This is a genomic window from Streptomyces sp. RKAG337, from assembly GCF_023701715.1.
Taxonomy (GTDB): domain Bacteria; phylum Actinomycetota; class Actinomycetes; order Streptomycetales; family Streptomycetaceae; genus Actinacidiphila.
Window position 1 is genome coordinate 5,534,557 of sequence record NZ_JAJOZA010000001.1, and the last position, 14,705, is coordinate 5,549,261.

Consider the following 14,705-nt stretch of genomic DNA (forward strand, 5'->3'; position numbering starts at 1 on the left):
GGCGGCACCGACAGCGCCGTCCCGCAGGTCGTCTCAGGTCGGCGCGGCCAGCCGCTTCTCCGCGCGCCGGGCCTTCCAGCGGCGCAGGAAGCGGCGGATCCGGGAGAACAGGAAGACGACCGTGATGATGCCGAGCACCAGTAGCGTGCCCGCGATGATCGCGGCGGCGAGCGGGTGGAAGAGCGCGAAGACGATGATCGCGGAGACGCCGAGGTCCTCGGCGAGGCTGAGGACGATGTTGCTGGCCGGTTCCGGCGAGGTGTTGACCGCTATCCGCGTACCGGCCTTGACGAGATGGCTGGCGAGCGCCGTGGAGCCGCCCACCGCGGCCGCGGCCAGCTCCGGCAGCGAGCCGTTCTGCCCGGCGAGCAGCGCCGCGACCACCGCGCCGGCGACCGGGCGGATGACGGTGTGCACCACGTCCCACGCCGAGTCCACGAACGGGATCTTGTCGGCGACCGCCTCGCACAGGAACAGCACCCCGGCCACGATCAGCACATCGGGCCGCTCCAGCGACGCGGGTACCTCGTCGGTGACCCCGGTCGCCCCCATCAGGCCGAGCAGGAACACCACGGCGTAGGCGTTGATCCCGCTCGCCCAGCCGCTGGTGAACACGAGCGGAAGTACCGACATGATCCGGATCGTAGCGAACCGTCCACAGGGGGCGGGGGCGAAACCACGCAGTTATGAGTACCGGTACCTAGACGAAGACTTGAGTAGGAGCGCGGATGGGCGCCGGCCCCCGTTCGGGGGAAGGTAGGGGCACGGACGGGCGCGGTGCCGGTACCGCCGACACGGGGCGGCGGAGCAGGGGCGGCCCGGACGTAACGGGGGTGTACGGGTAGCGCTGTTCTGGCACGGTCCGAAGGGGGATCGGGACGTGCCAGAACAGCGCTCACTCAGGTCCGCTCAGCCATCCCGATCCCGTCATGTCCGCCGGGAGTCGCCGCTGACCCGGCCCTGCAGCAGCCGGGACAGGGCGGAGTGCACGTCGTCGATGCTGCGGTGCGACTGGAACGCCTGCCAGTCCAGGGCGGCGACCAGCACCATCCCGAAGAGCGCGGACGCGGTGAGCGGGACGTCGATCTCGTCGCTGAGCTCCCCGTTGTCCACCGCCTCGCGCAGCACCTTCTCCACCACCGCGACCGCCTCCTGGCGGACCATCATCAGCGTGTCCTGCCAGGCGCGGTTGGTCCGCCACAGCTCGGCGACGTACAGCTGGGTGAAGGACGGGTAGCGGGCGATGAACGCCAGCCCGGCCCGGATCTGCGCGTCCAGCGCGTCGACCCGGGTGCCGCCGCGCGCGGCCACCTCGTCCGCCGCGTCCCGCAGCGAGACGGTGAGCAGCCCGACGCCGTGCTGGAGCAGCTGCTCGAACAACTCGTTCTTGCTGGCGAAGTTGTAGTAGACGGTGCCCTTGGCGACGCCGGCCCGCTCGGCGATCTCCTCCACCGTGGTGGCGGAGAAGCCCTGCTCGGCGATGAGTGTGACGGCGGCCTCGTAGAGCTTCTGCCGCGTGGCCTGACGACGTGCGGTGGTCATGGCGTCGATTGTCCCTGCCCGGGGCGGCCCCGTCTCACAGGGTCAGCTCCGGGTGCAGCCGGTCCACGGTCCACACCTGCTTGGCGCGGGCCGTCAGGGTGGTGAGCGCCAGCGCGGCGCCGGTGAAGGCCAGGAGCACCAGGCAGGCCCGCCAGACCGGCCAGAGGTCGCCGCCGGTGATCAGGTGGCGGAGCCCCTCGACGACGTAGCTCATGGGCAGGAACGGGTGGATGGCACCGAAGAAGCCGGGGCTGGTCTGCACCGGATAGGTGCCGCCCGCCGAGGTCAGCTGCAGCATCAGCATCGCCAGGGTGAGCACCCGTCCCGCCGGGCCGAACCGGGCGCCCAGGAACTGGATGATGGCGGCGAAGCAGGCCGCGGCCAGCAGCAGGAAGCCGATCGTGCCGGCGGCGCGGGCCATCTGCAGCCCGACCACCCAGTGCAGCACCGACATCAGCGCCAGCACCTGTGCCACCCCGACCGCGGCCACCGGCAGCCAGCCGGCCAGCGCTATCCGCCAGGACGCGGCCCCGGCGGCGAGCGCCCGGCGGTTCATCGGCTGGAAGAGCATGTAGCCGACCATCGCGCCGACCCACAGGGAGAGCGGGATGAAGTACGGGGCGAGCCCCTCCCCGTAGTTGGACGCCTGGTGCAGGGACTGCGAGGCGAGCTGTACGGGGTCGGCCATCACCGCGGTGCGCGCGTCGCGCTCCTGGGCGTCGTAGTCCGGGATCTTGTCGACGCCCTCGTGCAGACCGGTGGCGAGCTGCCCGCTGCCGGTGGTGAGCTGCGTCAGACCGGTGGTGAGCCGGTTGCTGCCGGTGGCGAGCTGGTACATGCCGCCGCTGAGGGTGTCGGCGCCCTGGGAGAGGGTGCCGATGCCCTTGTCGAGGGTGTGGGCGCCGCCGGCCGCCGTGTGGGCGCCGGAGGCGACCTGGTGGGCCCCGGTGTTGAGCCGGCCGATGTCCTTCACGGCGCCGTTGATGTCCGAGGACAGATGCGGCGCGGCGGCGGCGAGTTCCTGGGCGTAGTCGTGCAGCTTGCCCAGGTCGGTGGCGAGCTGGTCGAACGACGCGGGACTGCCGACCTGCGCGTTGAGGCGCTCGGCCAGCGTCGCGCCCTCGGCGGTCTTGTCGGCGGCGCGCTTCAGCGCGACGCAGTCGCCGGTGGCGGGGGTCGCGGCGCACTGCTTCGTGTACTGCTGCCGTACGAGGTCGGCGGCGGTCCTGGACGCCTTGGCGGCGTCCGGCGCCAGCGCGGCGATCGTGTCCAGATGGTCCTTGATCGCCTGCGATCCCTCGGCGACGATCCGGGAGGCCTCGCCGATCTCCCGGGTGTGGGCCTTCACGAACGCGATCTTGTCGGAGGCGCCGTTCACCGCGTCCACGAGCCGCTGGGTACCGGACGCGACCTGGCCCGCGCCGGAGTCGAGCGTGGTGAGACCGGTGGCCAGCTCACCGCTGCCCTTCCTGGCGTCCTTGAGACCCGCGGCGAGCCGGCCCGCGCCCTGCTCGGCCTTGCGGATGCCGGAGCCGAGCTCCTTGGAGCCCTGCTCGGCGCTGCCGGCGCCGCCGGCCACGTCGGACGCGCCCTGGGCGGCCTGCTGCGTCTTGTCGTGCAGATCGGCGAACGACACGAAGATCCGGTCGTAGAAGCCGCGCGAGGCGCCGGCCGAGGTGGCGGCCCTGACCTGCGAGAACACACTGCGGGAGATCTGTCCGACGATGTAGTTGTTGGAGTCGTTGGTGCGCACCTGCAGGGCGCCGGTCTCCGGGTGGCTGCCCGAGCTGGACGCGATCCGCTCGCTGAAGTCGGCGGGGATGGTGAGCGTCAGGTAGTACGAGCCGTTCTCCAGGCCCTTCGTGGCGTCGGCGGAGTCCGTCTCCTGCCAGTCGAAGGTGGCCGTGTCGTGCAGCTTGGCGGCGAGTTCGTCGCCCGCCGCGATCTTCTTGCCGCCGGCGGTCGCGCCGCGGTCGGCGTTCACCAGGGCGACGGGGATCTTGTCGAGCCGCCCGTACGGGTCCCAGAAGGACCACAGGTACAGGGCGCCGTAGAGCAGCGGCAGCAGCAGGAGGGCGGCCATGGCCGCCCTCGGCAGCCGGCCCCGGCCGAACTTCTTCAGCTCAAGCGCGGCGAGCTTCGGTGTACGCATCGACGGCCCCCTCTTCGGTCTCTTCGGTCGCATCGGCGGTCAGGTCGGCGGTCGCGTCGGCGGTGGTGCCCTGCGCGGCGGTGCCGGCGGCCCGGGTGGGGACCACCAGCGCGTCCTCCGGCGCCCTGGTGCAGACGCCGAGGACGGTGGTGCCCGCGTCGGCCACCGAGCGCAGCATCGACCAGGCCAGCTCGCGGTCGGTGTCGCCGAGCTTGTGGTCGACGTCGTCGATCCCCAGCACCCGCGGCCGCGGCAGCAGTGCGAGGGCGACGCCCAGCCGCAGTGCCTCCAGCCGTTCCAGATCGCGTACGGCCGTCCGCTCGCCCTTGACCAGCGAGTCCAGCTCGAGTCCCGCGGCCTTCAGAGCCGCCGCCACATCGGCGCGGTCGCGCGCGGCGCGGGAGGCGAACCTGCGCTGCAGCAGCACCCTCTCGCGCAGGTGCTCGGCGACGGTGAGGGCCGGTTCGAGGGCGGAGATGCCGTCGACGGGACCGAGAGCACTGATCCGGCGCACGGCGGGCATGCGCCGGGGGAGCGGGTGTCCGTGGACCTCCGCGTGCCCTTCGGTGGCCTTCATGCGTCCGGTGAGCGCCAGCATCAGGCAGGTGCGGCCGGTGCCCGACGGGCCCTCGACGGCGATCAGCGTGCCGGCGGGCGCGCTGAACGACACATCCCCGAACACCCGCCCACGCGGGCCGCGCAGCCCGTACCCCTCCGCGGTGATCACGAGTCACTCTCCTCTTTTGAACTGACTGGTCAGTACAAAAGATAAGTATGCAGCATCGCGGGGAGGGGCCCGCCGTGGGGGGTGCCGAACACCTGTGCTAAGGGCATATCCGCAGGTCAGGGCCGATTGTCAGTGGTGTGCCCCACTATGTGTCGTACGAAGACAGGAGGCTCGTCATGGCTGCTCACGTAAGCGACATCCATCCCGTGCTGCGCCGTGCGGCGGCTCCGCCCGCCGCGCTCGACCTGCTCACCCAGGCCCACCTCGGACTCGACGAGGCGGCCGTCCTGGAAACCCCCAACGAGCGCTACGCCACCGCCCACCTCGCCGCCCTGCGGACCGCGGCGGCGGTGCTGGCCGTGCGGGGCCGTCCCGAGCCGGGCCCCAGACGGCGACAGCGGATACGCAGCGCCTGGGAGGTGCTGCCCGAAGTCGCGCCGGAGCTCAGCGAATGGAGCGCCATGTTCGAGTACGGCGCCCGCCGCCGGGCCCGCGCAGAAGCCGGCATAGAAGGCGCCGCCACTTGGCGGGACGCGGACGATCTGCTGCGCGCCGCCGGGATGTTCCTGCGCCTGGTGGAACGGATGCTGGTGCTCCAGCCCACCCTGCCCGCGGAACTGCGCGACGGCCTGCCCCCGACCCGGCCCCCGAACCTGCCTCCGGCCCTGCCGCAGCAGAAGGCCAATTGACCGGCCGCCGGGTACCGCACGGATAGAGTGGGGGCGCTCGTTCAAGCCTGTCGTCCGCGAGGAGCCGCCCGCCATGTCCCGTGAAGGAGTGGTGGATCCGATCCGCCCCGAGCGTCCCTTCGTACCGCTGTGGTCTGGGAGGTCCTGCGCGACGCACTGGAGCGGCAGGCCAAGGCAGGCGGCCGCGACGCCGAAGAGCCGCTGGACGTGCTCGACACCGGGGGCGGCACCGGAAACTTCGCGGTGCCCGTGGCGCGCCTCGGCCACCGGGTCACCGTCGTGGACCCGAGCCCGGACGCGCTCTTCGCGCTGGAGCGCCGGGCCGCCGAGGCCGGGGTGACCGACCGGGTCCGCGGCGTCCAGGGCGACACCCACGGCCTGCTCGACGTCGTCGAGCCCGGCAGCTATGACGTCGTGCTGTGCCACGGCGTCCTGGAGTACGTCGACGACCCGGGCGAGGGCGTGCGCAACGCCGTCGGCGCGCTCCGCCCGGCCGGGACCCTGAGCCTGCTGGCGGCCGGCCGCGGCGGCGCCGTGCTGGCCCGTGCCATCGCCGGCCACTTCACCGAGGCCCAGCACGCCATAGGGGACCCGGACGGCCGCTGGGGCGACGGGGACTCGCTCCCGCGCCGCTTCACCGCCGAGCAGCTCACCCACCTGGTCTCCGACGCGGGCCTGCGGGTCGGCGCGGTGCACGGCGTCCGGGTCTTCGCCGACCTGGTCCCGGGAGTGCTGGTGGACACCGAGCCGGGCGCCCTGGAAGCGCTGCTCAAGCTGGAACTGGCCGCCGCGGAGCAGCCCGCGTTCCACTCGATCGCCACTCAACTGCACGTGCTCGCCGACCGCGGCTGACCCGGCCACCGGCCACAGCACCAGGAGTAGTCGGTCACAGGCCGCCCGGTCAGCCGTTCAGGACCGTATGCTGGCATGACGTAACGGCGGACGGGGAATGAAGCCCCCGTCGGATTGGCGTAGTGGGGCGGGTTTCACGGGGGCGAATCCCTGCCTATCCTTGAATAAGGGTCGGACCGGTCGCCCCCGCGACCGACGAGTAGGAGGACTCCGTGCCGCTCTCGGAGCACGAGCAGCGCATGCTCGAGCAGATGGAGCGAGCGCTGTACGCCGAAGATCCCAAGTTCGCGTCGGCGCTTGAGGGAAGCGGGCTGCGCACCTATACCCGGCGGCGCGTCTACCAAGCGGTAGCGGGCTTCCTGGTGGGTATCGCGCTGCTGATGGCTGGAATGATCAAGCAGCAGCCCTGGATCAGTGTGGTCGGTTTCCTCGTCATGCTGGCTTGTGCCGTGCTCGCGGTCACGGGCTGGCGGAAGGCCGGCAAACCCGGTGAGCAGCAGCCCGCCGCAACCACCGGCCGAGGCCACCCCCGTCGCAGGGGCAAGGTCATGGACCGGATCGAAGAACGCTGGCAGCGCCGCAGGGACGGGCAGGACAGCTAGGGCCTGCCCGGCCGCCGCCCAGGCAGAGGGTTCTCAACAGTTTTCCGACGTACGACGAGGGGCGCGGAACCGGAAACCGGTTCCGCGCCCCTCGTCATGCCCCGCTCTAGGACGCCTGCCGTGAAGGGCGCCGGACCGCGTCGGCGGCCCGCCGGACGGCCGCGGACCAGCGCCGCGTCAGCACCGACCACTGCTCCGACAGCCGCCAGATCACCCGTGCGGCCGAACGCGGCAGGAGAACCGCGCGCAGCCGTCCACGCCGCCCTGCCGTCCGGTGCAGCCCGGCCCGTACCTGGTGCACATCCGCCGCCAGCCCGGCCACCGGCCGCGGCCTGGGCGAGTACAGCACCTGCTCCACGGCGGCCGCGACCTGGCCGGCGGCCCGCGCCGCCGCCTCGTCGAGCTCACCCTCCCGCACCAGCCGGGCGGTGGCCCGGCGCGGTGTCTCGGAGTCGTCGGGCAGGATCCCGTAGTCCCACGCGGTGTCGACGAGCTCCCGCCAGGCCGCGAGCGTCCTGGCGCCCTCCGCCAGGCCGTGGCCGCCGCCGAGCCGCCGGGACCGCTCACGGCGGCGCCACAGCAGCGGCAGCAGGGGCACTCCGAGCACCACCAGCGCCAGCAGGGCGATGCCCGCCAGCCGGCCGGCGCTGATCCCGGTGTCGGTCGGTCCGCTGCCCGTGTCCTGGCCGACCGGGGTGCAGTCGCCCAGCGCCTTGTCCTTGACCGAGCAGCTCGCCGAGGCCGAGGCGCCGACGCTCGGCGCCGCCGATTTGCCGGGCTCCGGGACGACCGGACCGCCGCCGGGGCTCGTCGGCTGGTCCACCGTGTAGCTGGGGGCGGTGCCGCGCGACGGCGTGGGCTCGAAACGGGTCCAGCCGACGCCCTCGAAGTACAGCTCGGGCCAGGCGTGCGCGTCCTGCAGTCCCACCGACACGCTGCCGTCGGACCGCGGCCCGTTGCCCGGCGCGAAGCCGACCGCGACCCGGGCCGGGATGTGCAGGGTGCGGGCCATCGCCGCCATGGTGAAGGCGAAGTGGACGCAGAACCCCTGCTTGTCCCGGAGGAAGTTGGCGATCGCGTCGACCCCGGTGCCCGACCGGACCTGCGTGCTGTACCGGAAGTCCCCGGAGTGGAAGTACTTCTGCAGGGCCACGGCCTGCTCATACGGGTTCGCCGCACCGCGCGTCACCTCCAGCGCGGTCCTGCTCACCACCTCCGGCAGGGTGTCCGGGATCTGGGTGTACTCCTGCTTGAACGCGGCCGCTGGATCGGGTGCCGTGGCCAGCTGCGCCGCCGTCGGCTGCACCAGCAGGCTTTTGACCTTGTACTTCACGCCCTTGGTCGTCTGCTTGCGATCGCCGACGACCGTGCGCCCCTCCTGGTCGAACCGCCAGCGGCCGTCGACCGTCAGCTTCTCGACGGGATAGGGGAGCGGCAGCCAGCTCTGCGCGTAGTCACCGTCGGCGGCGACCGAGGTGACGACCTCGGTGGTCTTCACCTCGGGGCCCAGCCCGGCCGGCGCCGGGAACACCTCGGGGATCGCGGTCACCGGGCGTTCCGAGGAACGCCACTGCGTGCCGTCGAACTTGTCGAGCGCGACGATGCGCAGATACATGTCCGTCGTGCTGGGCGCGTTCGTGCGATACGTCAGGACCTCGCGGTTGGTCGGCTGGTTGAGGCTGTCCTGCAGCGCCACCACCGGGTTGACCGACGAGGAGTTGGCACCGCCGAAGCCGGGGCCCGTGCCGGTGCCCGCCGGGTCGAGCAGCCCGCTGCCCAGCGAGGGCAGCACGGCGGGGGCGATCAGCGCGATGCCCAGGGCCATCGCCCCGATCCGGCGGCCGGTGCGGACCGGTGCCACGACCGAGCCCTCGGACCGGGTCCCCGAAGCGCCCGCCCAGCCGGTGGACGGCGGGCCGCCGCCGAAGACCCGGCCCCAGCGCGACAGCCGGTCCCGGCCCTCGGCGAGGAGCAGCAGCAGATAGCCGGCCGCCGCGATCAGGAACCACAGCCAGCGGCTGCCGCTGCCCGCGAGACCGGAGGCGACGGAGTACAGCGCGAGCAGCGGCAGCCCGGCCGGGGCGGCGCTGCCGTACGTCACCGCCAGCGCGTCCACGGCCAGCGCGATCACCAGCACACCGGCGACCAGCAGCAGCCGGATGCCGGGGGTCACCGGCGCGGGGATGGCGAACTGGCTGACGTCCCGCAGGCCGTCGCTGAGCCGGTCGCCGAGCCCAACGAACGCCTTGGGGCCGGGCAGGATGCCGCCCACGGCCTGCTTCGAGACGAACATCATGGTCAGTATCAGCAGGCTGACCAGGGCCTGTGCCAGGACGGTCAGCGGCCTGGCCAGCGGTACCCGCCGGGCCAGCGCGCCGACGCAGGACTGGAGCGTGACGAGGAAGGCCGCCTGGAGGATCCAGCCGGTCGGGGTGGCCAGCGGCAGCAGGGAGCAGGCCGCCATGATCGACGCCGCCGCGGCGCAGACCGTCAGCCGTGCGCGTCCGCTCATGAGCTCGCTCCCGCCTCTTCACGCGAGCGGTACCGGTCCGCCAGCTGCCACAGCGAGGGCAGTCCCTCGCCCGGCGGCACCGGCAGGACCGTCCAGCCGGCCTCGCGCAGCATCCGTACGGCCCGCCGGGCACCGGCGTCCGCAGCCGTGCCCGGACCGTCCTCGCCGTCGGCGCCGGAGGCGGCGGGGCCGGCTCCGGGCGGCGGTGTGTCGGGGTACGGGTCCACGGCGTCGCGGGACGCCCATGCCGAACTGTCCAGGACGAACGCCACCGCGCCGCCGGCCCGCTGGCGCATCCGTCCCACGATCGTCGCCTGCTCCTCGTCGAGGTCCCCGAGGAAGGCCACCAGCAGCCCCTCGCTGCCGACCCGCAGCACGTCGTGGGCCCGGGAGAAGCCGCCGCCGTCCGAGTGCTCGACCACCGCGAGGGTGTCGAGCAGCACTCCGGCGGTGTCGGAGGAGTCGCCGCCGAAGCCGCCCTCGGGACCCGGGACGCTGCTGCCGGTGTCGGTCAGCAGCCGCACCGAGTAGCCGCGCTCCAGCATGTGCGTCGAGACCGAGGCCGCTCCGGACACCGCCCATTCGAAGGCGGAGTCGGGTCCCGCGCCGTAGAAGGCGAGCCGCCGGGTGTCCACCAGCACGGTGCAGCGCGCCTTGTGCGGCTGCTCCTCGCGGCGCACCATCAGCTCGCCGTACTTCGCGGTGGAGCGCCAGTGCACCCGCCGCAGGTCGTCGCCGTGCCGGTAGCCGCGCGGGATCGCGTCGTCCTCGCCGGCCAGCGACAGCGAGCGGGTGCGGCTGTCGCCGTAGCCGGAGGCCTCGCCCGCGAGCCGGACCGCGGGCAGCGGCTCCACCCGGGGCACCACGGTCAGGGTGTCGAACGCGCTGAACGACCGGGTCAGCTCGCACATGCCGAAGGGGTCCGTCAGCCGCAGCTGCAGCGGCCCCAGCGGATAGCGTCCGCGCAGGTCGGAGCGGACCCGGTAGGACACCTCGCGGTGACCGCCCGGCTCCACCCGGTCCAGCACGAAGCGCGGCCGCGGCCCGAGCACGTACGGCACCCGGTCCTGCAGCATCAGCAGCCCGGTGGGGATGCGCGAGACGTTGTCGACCCGCAGGTGCACCCGCGCCTCGGACATCGCGGGCACCCGCGACGGCGCGAGCCGCCGGCTGCCCGCCACCCGGTAGCGGGTGCGGTACAGGACCGCGACGCAGACCAGCGGCAGCACCGCCAGCAGCAGCCCGACCCGCAGCAGGTCCGGCTGCCCCAGCACATACGCGCAGACGGCCGCCGCGACCCCGGCCGCGAAGAAGGACCGTCCGCGCGTGGTCAGCCCCGACAGCGCCGTACGGAAACCTCCCGCGGCCTGCGGGTCGGCGGACATCACAAGCCCCGGACGCCGGGCGGCTGGGCGCTCTGCGCCTGACGCCATTGCTGTGCGGACGCCGCCGTGGCCGGGGAGGCGGACGGGTCCGGGACGGGCGTGCGCTGCAGGATCTCCGCGACGACCTGCTCGGGCGTCCGCCGGTTCAGCTGGGCCTGCGCGGTCGGCAGCAGCCGGTGCGCCAGGACCGCGGGGGCGAGCGTCTGCACGTCGTCCGGCAGGACGAAGTCCCGGCCGTCCAGCGCCGCCGAGGCGCGGGCCGCCCGCACCAGGTGCAGGGTCGCGCGCGGCGAGGCGCCGAGCCGCAGGTCGGGGTGGTGGCGGGTGGCACCGACCAGGGCGACGGCGTAGCGCCGCACGGGGTCCGACACATGCACCGTCCGCACCGCTTCGATCAGCTTCACGATCTCGTGGGCGTGCGCCACCGGCTGCAGATCGTCCAGCGGCGGCGTACCGCCGTGCACGTCGAGCATCTGCAGTTCGGCCTCCGGGCTCGGGTAGCCGATCGACACCCGGGCCATGAAGCGGTCGCGCTGCGCCTCGGGCAGCGGATAGGTGCCCTCCATCTCCACCGGGTTCTGGGTGGCGATGACCATGAACGGGTTGGGCAGCTCGTACGTGGTGCCGTCGACGGTGACCTGCCGCTCCTCCATCGACTCCAGCAGCGCCGACTGGGTCTTCGGCGAGGCCCGGTTGATCTCGTCCCCCACCACGATCTGCGCGAAGATCGCCCCCGGCTTGAACTCGAAGTCCCGCCGCTGCTGGTCGAAGACGCTCACTCCGGTGATGTCGGAGGGCAGCAGGTCGGGCGTGAACTGGATCCGCCGCACCGAGCAGTCGATGGACCGCGCGAGCGCCTTGGCCAGCATCGTCTTCCCGACCCCCGGCACATCCTCGATCAGGAGGTGCCCCTCGGCCAGCATCACGGTCAGCGAAAGCCGTACGACCTCGGGCTTGCCCTCGATCACGTTCTCCACCGACCGGCGCACCCGCTCCGCCGTCGTGGTCAGATCGCTGAGGCTGGCTCGCGCGTCATAGGTCGTCACCCGGTTCTCCTCGGCCTGTTCATTGGGGCGCGGCCAACCACGGACCGGCCCCTCCCCGAATGCGGTGCACCACGCGCCCCTGACGGGCGAGGGGGTGCCGCACGATGCATTGTTCCCTTGAACAGCGCCCCGCGTCACTCGCCTGCCGTTACTTGGCCGTGATTTCCCGCATCAGACCGGTGTGGACGTCGAACACAAAACCGCGTACATCGTCCGTGTACGCCAGGAACGGGGACGTTCGCACCCGCGCCATCGACTGGCGTACGTCCTGGTCGATGTCGGTGAACGCCTCGACCGACCAGGTCGGACGCTGGCCGACCTCGTGCTCCAGCTCGGTCCTGAAGTCCTCGGTGATGCTCTGCAGGCCGCAGCCGGTGTGGTGGATCAGGACCACCGAGCGGGTGCCGAGAGCCCGCTGGCTGATGGTCAGCGAGCGGATGGTGTCATCGGTGACGACACCGCCCGCGTTGCGGATGGTGTGGCAGTCACCGAGGTCGAGGCCGAGTGCTGCGTGCAGGTCGAGGCGGGCGTCCATGCACGCGACGACGGCGACGCCCAGGACCGGCCGGGCGTCCATGCCGGGGTCGTGGAAGGCGACGGCGTAGCGCTCGTTGGCACCCACGAGCCGGTCGATGACGGAGGCGGGCTCGGTGATGGGCTCGGAGCCGGGTCCGGATGGCTGCGCTGCGGATATCGACATGTGAATGACGTTAGAGGGCGCGGACCGGTCCCACCTGCTGTAGGGGCGGGAAAAAGTCGGTCAATTGCCCGCTGTGTGAGGTAACCCACAGGCGTCGGGGCCCTCACCCCTGGGGGTGAGGCGCGCGGGCCGTGGCGTGCGTTGACCGTGGGGCTTAGTGGAGTAAAGTGGCGCGAAATGGGGTCCCGCCGCAGGTAGGGGCAGGTCCCGTTCTTGACAGGGGTCCCGGTTCCCGGACGGGGATCCCGTCCGGATACCGACAGGGCCCCGGCGGGGCCCGGCTGCGGGAGGTGTGGTGTTCCTCGGAACGTACGCGCCGCGACTCGACGACAAGAGCCGCCTCGTCCTGCCCGCGAAGTTCCGGGAGCAGCTCGCCCAGGGCCTGGTGATCACCAAGGGCCAGGAGCGCTGCCTGTACGTATGGCCGCTGCGCGGATTCCAGGCCGTCACCGAGGAACTGCGCCGGGCGCCCCTGACGTCCAAGCCCGCGAGGGACTACATGCGGGTGCTGTTCGCCGGAGCCACCGACGAGGTGCCCGACAAGCAGGGCCGGATCACCGTCCCGCAGCCGCTGCGGGAGTACGCCGGGCTGGACCGCGACTGTGCGGTCATCGGCGCCAACACCCGGGTCGAGGTGTGGTCCGCCCAGGCCTGGGACCGCTACCTGGCGGCGCAGGAAGACACCTTTTCGGCCCTGTCCGAGGAGGTTCCGACCGGATTACTGTGACCCCGGCCCCTCCTCGCGGCGTCACCACGGTGTACGTATGGCTCGGCCTCCTCCCGCTCTCCGGCTCCACTGGCACTACTTCCCCGGCGCCAGAGGGCCACTTCCCTCCCGAGCGGGCGGGGACCAGGCCATATGTCGAAGCAGTCGAAGAAGTCGCAGTCGAAGCAGTCGAAGAACCGAGAAGGGCCCCATGAGCGCCGTCCCCGCCCCGCAGTCCGAGCCGCATGGCGCCCCCGCGGACCCCACCACCGAGCCCGCCGCCACCACGGGGGATGCTGAGCCCGCCGGGGCCGCCCCCGCGAAGCACGTGCCGGTGATGCTGCGCCGCTGCCTGGACCTGCTGGCTCCCGCGCTGGCCGAACCGGGCGCCGTGGTCGTGGACGCGACGCTGGGACTCGGCGGCCACAGCGAGGCGCTGCTGACCACGTTCCCGTCGGCCCGGCTGGTCGCCATCGACCGCGACCCCGCCGCGCTCAAGCTCTCCGCCGAGCGCCTGGCGCCGTTCGGCGACCGGGCCACGCTGGTGCACGCGGTCTACGACGAGCTGGCGGACGTCCTCGCCCGGCTCGGCATCCCCAGGGTCCAGGGCGTGCTGTTCGACCTCGGCGTCTCGTCCATGCAGCTGGACGAGGCGGACCGCGGCTTCGCCTACGCGCAGGACGCCCCGCTCGACATGCGGATGGACCAGACGACCGGCATCAGTGCCGCCGAGGTGCTCAACACCTATCCGCCGGGCGACCTGGTGCGGATCCTGCGCACCTACGGCGAGGAGAAGTACGCCCGCAAGATCGTCGACGCGGTCGTCAAGCAGCGGGTGAAGGAACCGTTCACCAACAGCGCGCGGCTGGTCGACCTCATCCGCGAGGTGCTCCCGCAGGCGGCCAAGCGCACCGGCGGCAACCCCGCCAAGCGCACCTTCCAGGCGCTGCGCATCGAGGTCAACGCCGAGCTCGCGGCGGTCGAGGGCGCGATCCCCGCGGCGATCGGCGCCCTCGCGGTCGGCGGCCGGATCGCCGTGCTGTCGTACCAGTCGCTGGAGGACCGCATCGTCAAGCAGGCGTTCGCGGCGGGCGCGGCCAACACCGCGCCGCCCGGCCTGCCCGTGGTGCCCGAGCAGTACCAGCCCCGGCTGAAGCTGCTCACCCGCGGCGCGGAACTGCCGACCGAGGAGGAGATCGCGGAGAACAAGCGCGCCGCCCCGGCCCGGCTGCGCGGCGCGGAACGGATCCGCGAGGAGGCCCTGTGAGGGCGGCCCGGTCGGCCACGGCGGCCCGCGCGCCGTTCGTGCTGCTGGTGGTGGCGCTGCTGGCCGGCGGCCTCATCTCGCTGCTTCTGCTGAACGGGGCCGTGAACCAGGACTCCTTCGAGCTGAACCGGCTGCAGAGGGACACCACCACGTACACCGACGAGGAGCAGGCGCTCCAGCAGGACGTGGACCGGTACAAGGCGCCCGACGCGCTCGACCGCCGCGCCCGCGAACTGGGCATGGTGCCCGGCGGCAACCCCGCCTTCCTGAACCCGGACGGCACGGTGCGCGGCGATCCCACCGAGGCCGAGGCCGCGCCGACCGCGGCACCCGTCCGCACCCAGGCGCCGCCGACCGCGGCCCCCACGACGAACGCCCCCACCACGAACGGCACCTCCACGAACGGCACCTCCACCACGAAGCCGTCCGGTGGCGGGTCCCCGCGGACCCCCCACGGCTCCCAGACTTCCCAGACCACGGGCAGGTGACCTCGTGACCAGTCCCCGCATCCTGCGCACCGCTCCG

At 72.7% G+C, this 14,705-nt stretch carries 14 protein-coding genes; 6 read left to right on the forward strand and 8 right to left on the reverse strand.

What is annotated here, in order from left to right:
- Nucleotides 1–33 precede the first annotated feature (33 nt).
- The 4 genes from LNW73_RS24545 to LNW73_RS24570 all read right to left on the reverse strand — a co-directional run bounded on the left by LNW73_RS24545 (nt 34) and on the right by LNW73_RS24570 (nt 4,421).
- On the reverse strand, nt 34–633 hold the full coding sequence (locus LNW73_RS24545; protein ID WP_250975442.1) for a DUF4126 domain-containing protein: 600 nt from the start codon (nt 631–633) through the stop codon (nt 34–36).
- 294 nt (nt 634–927) lie between these two features.
- Nucleotides 928–1,542 carry a TetR/AcrR family transcriptional regulator gene (locus LNW73_RS24550; RefSeq protein WP_285391575.1) on the reverse strand — a complete coding sequence of 205 codons (615 nt, stop codon included), beginning with the start codon at nt 1,540–1,542 and terminating at the stop codon, nt 928–930.
- A 34-nt stretch (nt 1,543–1,576) separates the two neighbouring features.
- Complete coding sequence (locus LNW73_RS36060; RefSeq protein ID WP_285391577.1) at nt 1,577–3,694, reverse strand: YhgE/Pip domain-containing protein; 2,118 nt, start codon at nt 3,692–3,694, stop codon at nt 1,577–1,579.
- Entirely contained in the window at nt 3,666–4,421 is a 756-nt protein-coding gene (locus LNW73_RS24570; protein ID WP_250991409.1) for an ATP-binding cassette domain-containing protein, read from the reverse strand. The genes LNW73_RS36060 and LNW73_RS24570 overlap by 29 nt, the downstream gene beginning before the upstream one ends.
- 176 nt (nt 4,422–4,597) lie before the next feature.
- Between LNW73_RS24570 and LNW73_RS24575 the strand changes: the two genes are divergently transcribed.
- The 3 genes from LNW73_RS24575 (at nt 4,598) to LNW73_RS24585 (ending at nt 6,564) form a co-directional block, all read left to right on the forward strand.
- A complete protein-coding gene (locus LNW73_RS24575; RefSeq protein WP_250975439.1) occupies nt 4,598–5,110 on the forward strand; it encodes an SAV_6107 family HEPN domain-containing protein in 513 nt (170 codons plus the stop codon).
- Between the two features lie 129 nt (nt 5,111–5,239).
- Entirely contained in the window at nt 5,240–5,962 is a 723-nt protein-coding gene (locus LNW73_RS24580; RefSeq protein WP_250991410.1) for a class I SAM-dependent methyltransferase, read from the forward strand.
- A gap of 212 nt (nt 5,963–6,174) precedes the next feature.
- Nucleotides 6,175–6,564, forward strand: a complete 390-nt coding sequence (locus tag LNW73_RS24585) for a DUF3040 domain-containing protein (RefSeq protein ID WP_250975438.1) — start codon at nt 6,175–6,177, stop codon at nt 6,562–6,564.
- A gap of 106 nt (nt 6,565–6,670) precedes the next feature.
- On the opposite strand, the gene LNW73_RS24590 is transcribed toward LNW73_RS24585, so the two are convergent.
- From LNW73_RS24590 to LNW73_RS24605, 4 genes are all read right to left on the reverse strand, one after another.
- Complete coding sequence (locus tag LNW73_RS24590; protein WP_250991411.1) at nt 6,671–9,076, reverse strand: transglutaminase family protein; 2,406 nt, start codon at nt 9,074–9,076, stop codon at nt 6,671–6,673.
- The gene (locus LNW73_RS24595) at nt 9,073–10,509 is read right to left on the reverse strand and encodes a DUF58 domain-containing protein (RefSeq protein ID WP_374118179.1); all 1,437 of its coding nucleotides are present in this window, start codon (nt 10,507–10,509) and stop codon (nt 9,073–9,075) included. Before LNW73_RS24595 ends, LNW73_RS24590 begins: the two co-directional genes overlap by 4 nt.
- Nucleotides 10,461–11,507, reverse strand: coding sequence for an AAA family ATPase (locus LNW73_RS24600; protein WP_250991413.1), 1,047 nt, complete (start codon nt 11,505–11,507; stop codon nt 10,461–10,463). The genes LNW73_RS24595 and LNW73_RS24600 overlap by 49 nt, the downstream gene beginning before the upstream one ends.
- Nucleotides 11,508–11,655: 148 nt before the next feature.
- Nucleotides 11,656–12,207, reverse strand: coding sequence for a beta-class carbonic anhydrase (locus LNW73_RS24605; protein ID WP_250991414.1), 552 nt, complete (start codon nt 12,205–12,207; stop codon nt 11,656–11,658).
- Between the two features lie 295 nt (nt 12,208–12,502).
- Here LNW73_RS24605 and mraZ point away from each other — a divergent pair, with 295 nt between their 5' ends.
- The 3 genes from mraZ (at nt 12,503) to LNW73_RS24620 (ending at nt 14,668) form a co-directional block, all read left to right on the forward strand.
- Nucleotides 12,503–12,934, forward strand: a complete 432-nt coding sequence (mraZ, locus tag LNW73_RS24610) for a division/cell wall cluster transcriptional repressor MraZ (RefSeq protein ID WP_138356148.1) — start codon at nt 12,503–12,505, stop codon at nt 12,932–12,934.
- A gap of 316 nt (nt 12,935–13,250) precedes the next feature.
- Nucleotides 13,251–14,180: a 16S rRNA (cytosine(1402)-N(4))-methyltransferase RsmH gene (gene rsmH, locus LNW73_RS24615; RefSeq protein ID WP_250993026.1), complete on the forward strand. Its 930-nt coding sequence runs from the start codon at nt 13,251–13,253 to the stop codon at nt 14,178–14,180.
- Nucleotides 14,177–14,668, forward strand: coding sequence for an FtsB family cell division protein (locus tag LNW73_RS24620; RefSeq protein ID WP_250991415.1), 492 nt, complete (start codon nt 14,177–14,179; stop codon nt 14,666–14,668). The genes rsmH and LNW73_RS24620 overlap by 4 nt, the downstream gene beginning before the upstream one ends.
- The last annotated feature ends 37 nt before the right edge of the window (nt 14,669–14,705 follow it).

Excerpts from the sequence above, each read along its gene's own strand:
- LNW73_RS24545 (WP_250975442.1), bottom strand. The coding sequence starts at position 633 with ATGTCGGTACTTCCGCTCGTGTTCACCAGCGGCTGGGCGAGCGGGATC.
- LNW73_RS24550 (WP_285391575.1), bottom strand. The coding sequence starts at position 1,542 with ATGACCACCGCACGTCGTCAGGCCACGCGGCAGAAGCTCTACGAGGCC.
- LNW73_RS36060 (WP_285391577.1), bottom strand. The coding sequence starts at position 3,694 with ATGCGTACACCGAAGCTCGCCGCGCTTGAGCTGAAGAAGTTCGGCCGG.
- LNW73_RS24575 (WP_250975439.1), top strand. The coding sequence starts at position 4,598 with ATGGCTGCTCACGTAAGCGACATCCATCCCGTGCTGCGCCGTGCGGCG.
- LNW73_RS24590 (WP_250991411.1), bottom strand. The coding sequence starts at position 9,076 with ATGAGCGGACGCGCACGGCTGACGGTCTGCGCCGCGGCGGCGTCGATC.
- LNW73_RS24595 (WP_374118179.1), bottom strand. The coding sequence starts at position 10,509 with ATGGCGTCAGGCGCAGAGCGCCCAGCCGCCCGGCGTCCGGGGCTTGTG.
- LNW73_RS24605 (WP_250991414.1), bottom strand. The coding sequence starts at position 12,207 with ATGTCGATATCCGCAGCGCAGCCATCCGGACCCGGCTCCGAGCCCATC.
- rsmH (WP_250993026.1), top strand. The coding sequence starts at position 13,251 with ATGCTGCGCCGCTGCCTGGACCTGCTGGCTCCCGCGCTGGCCGAACCG.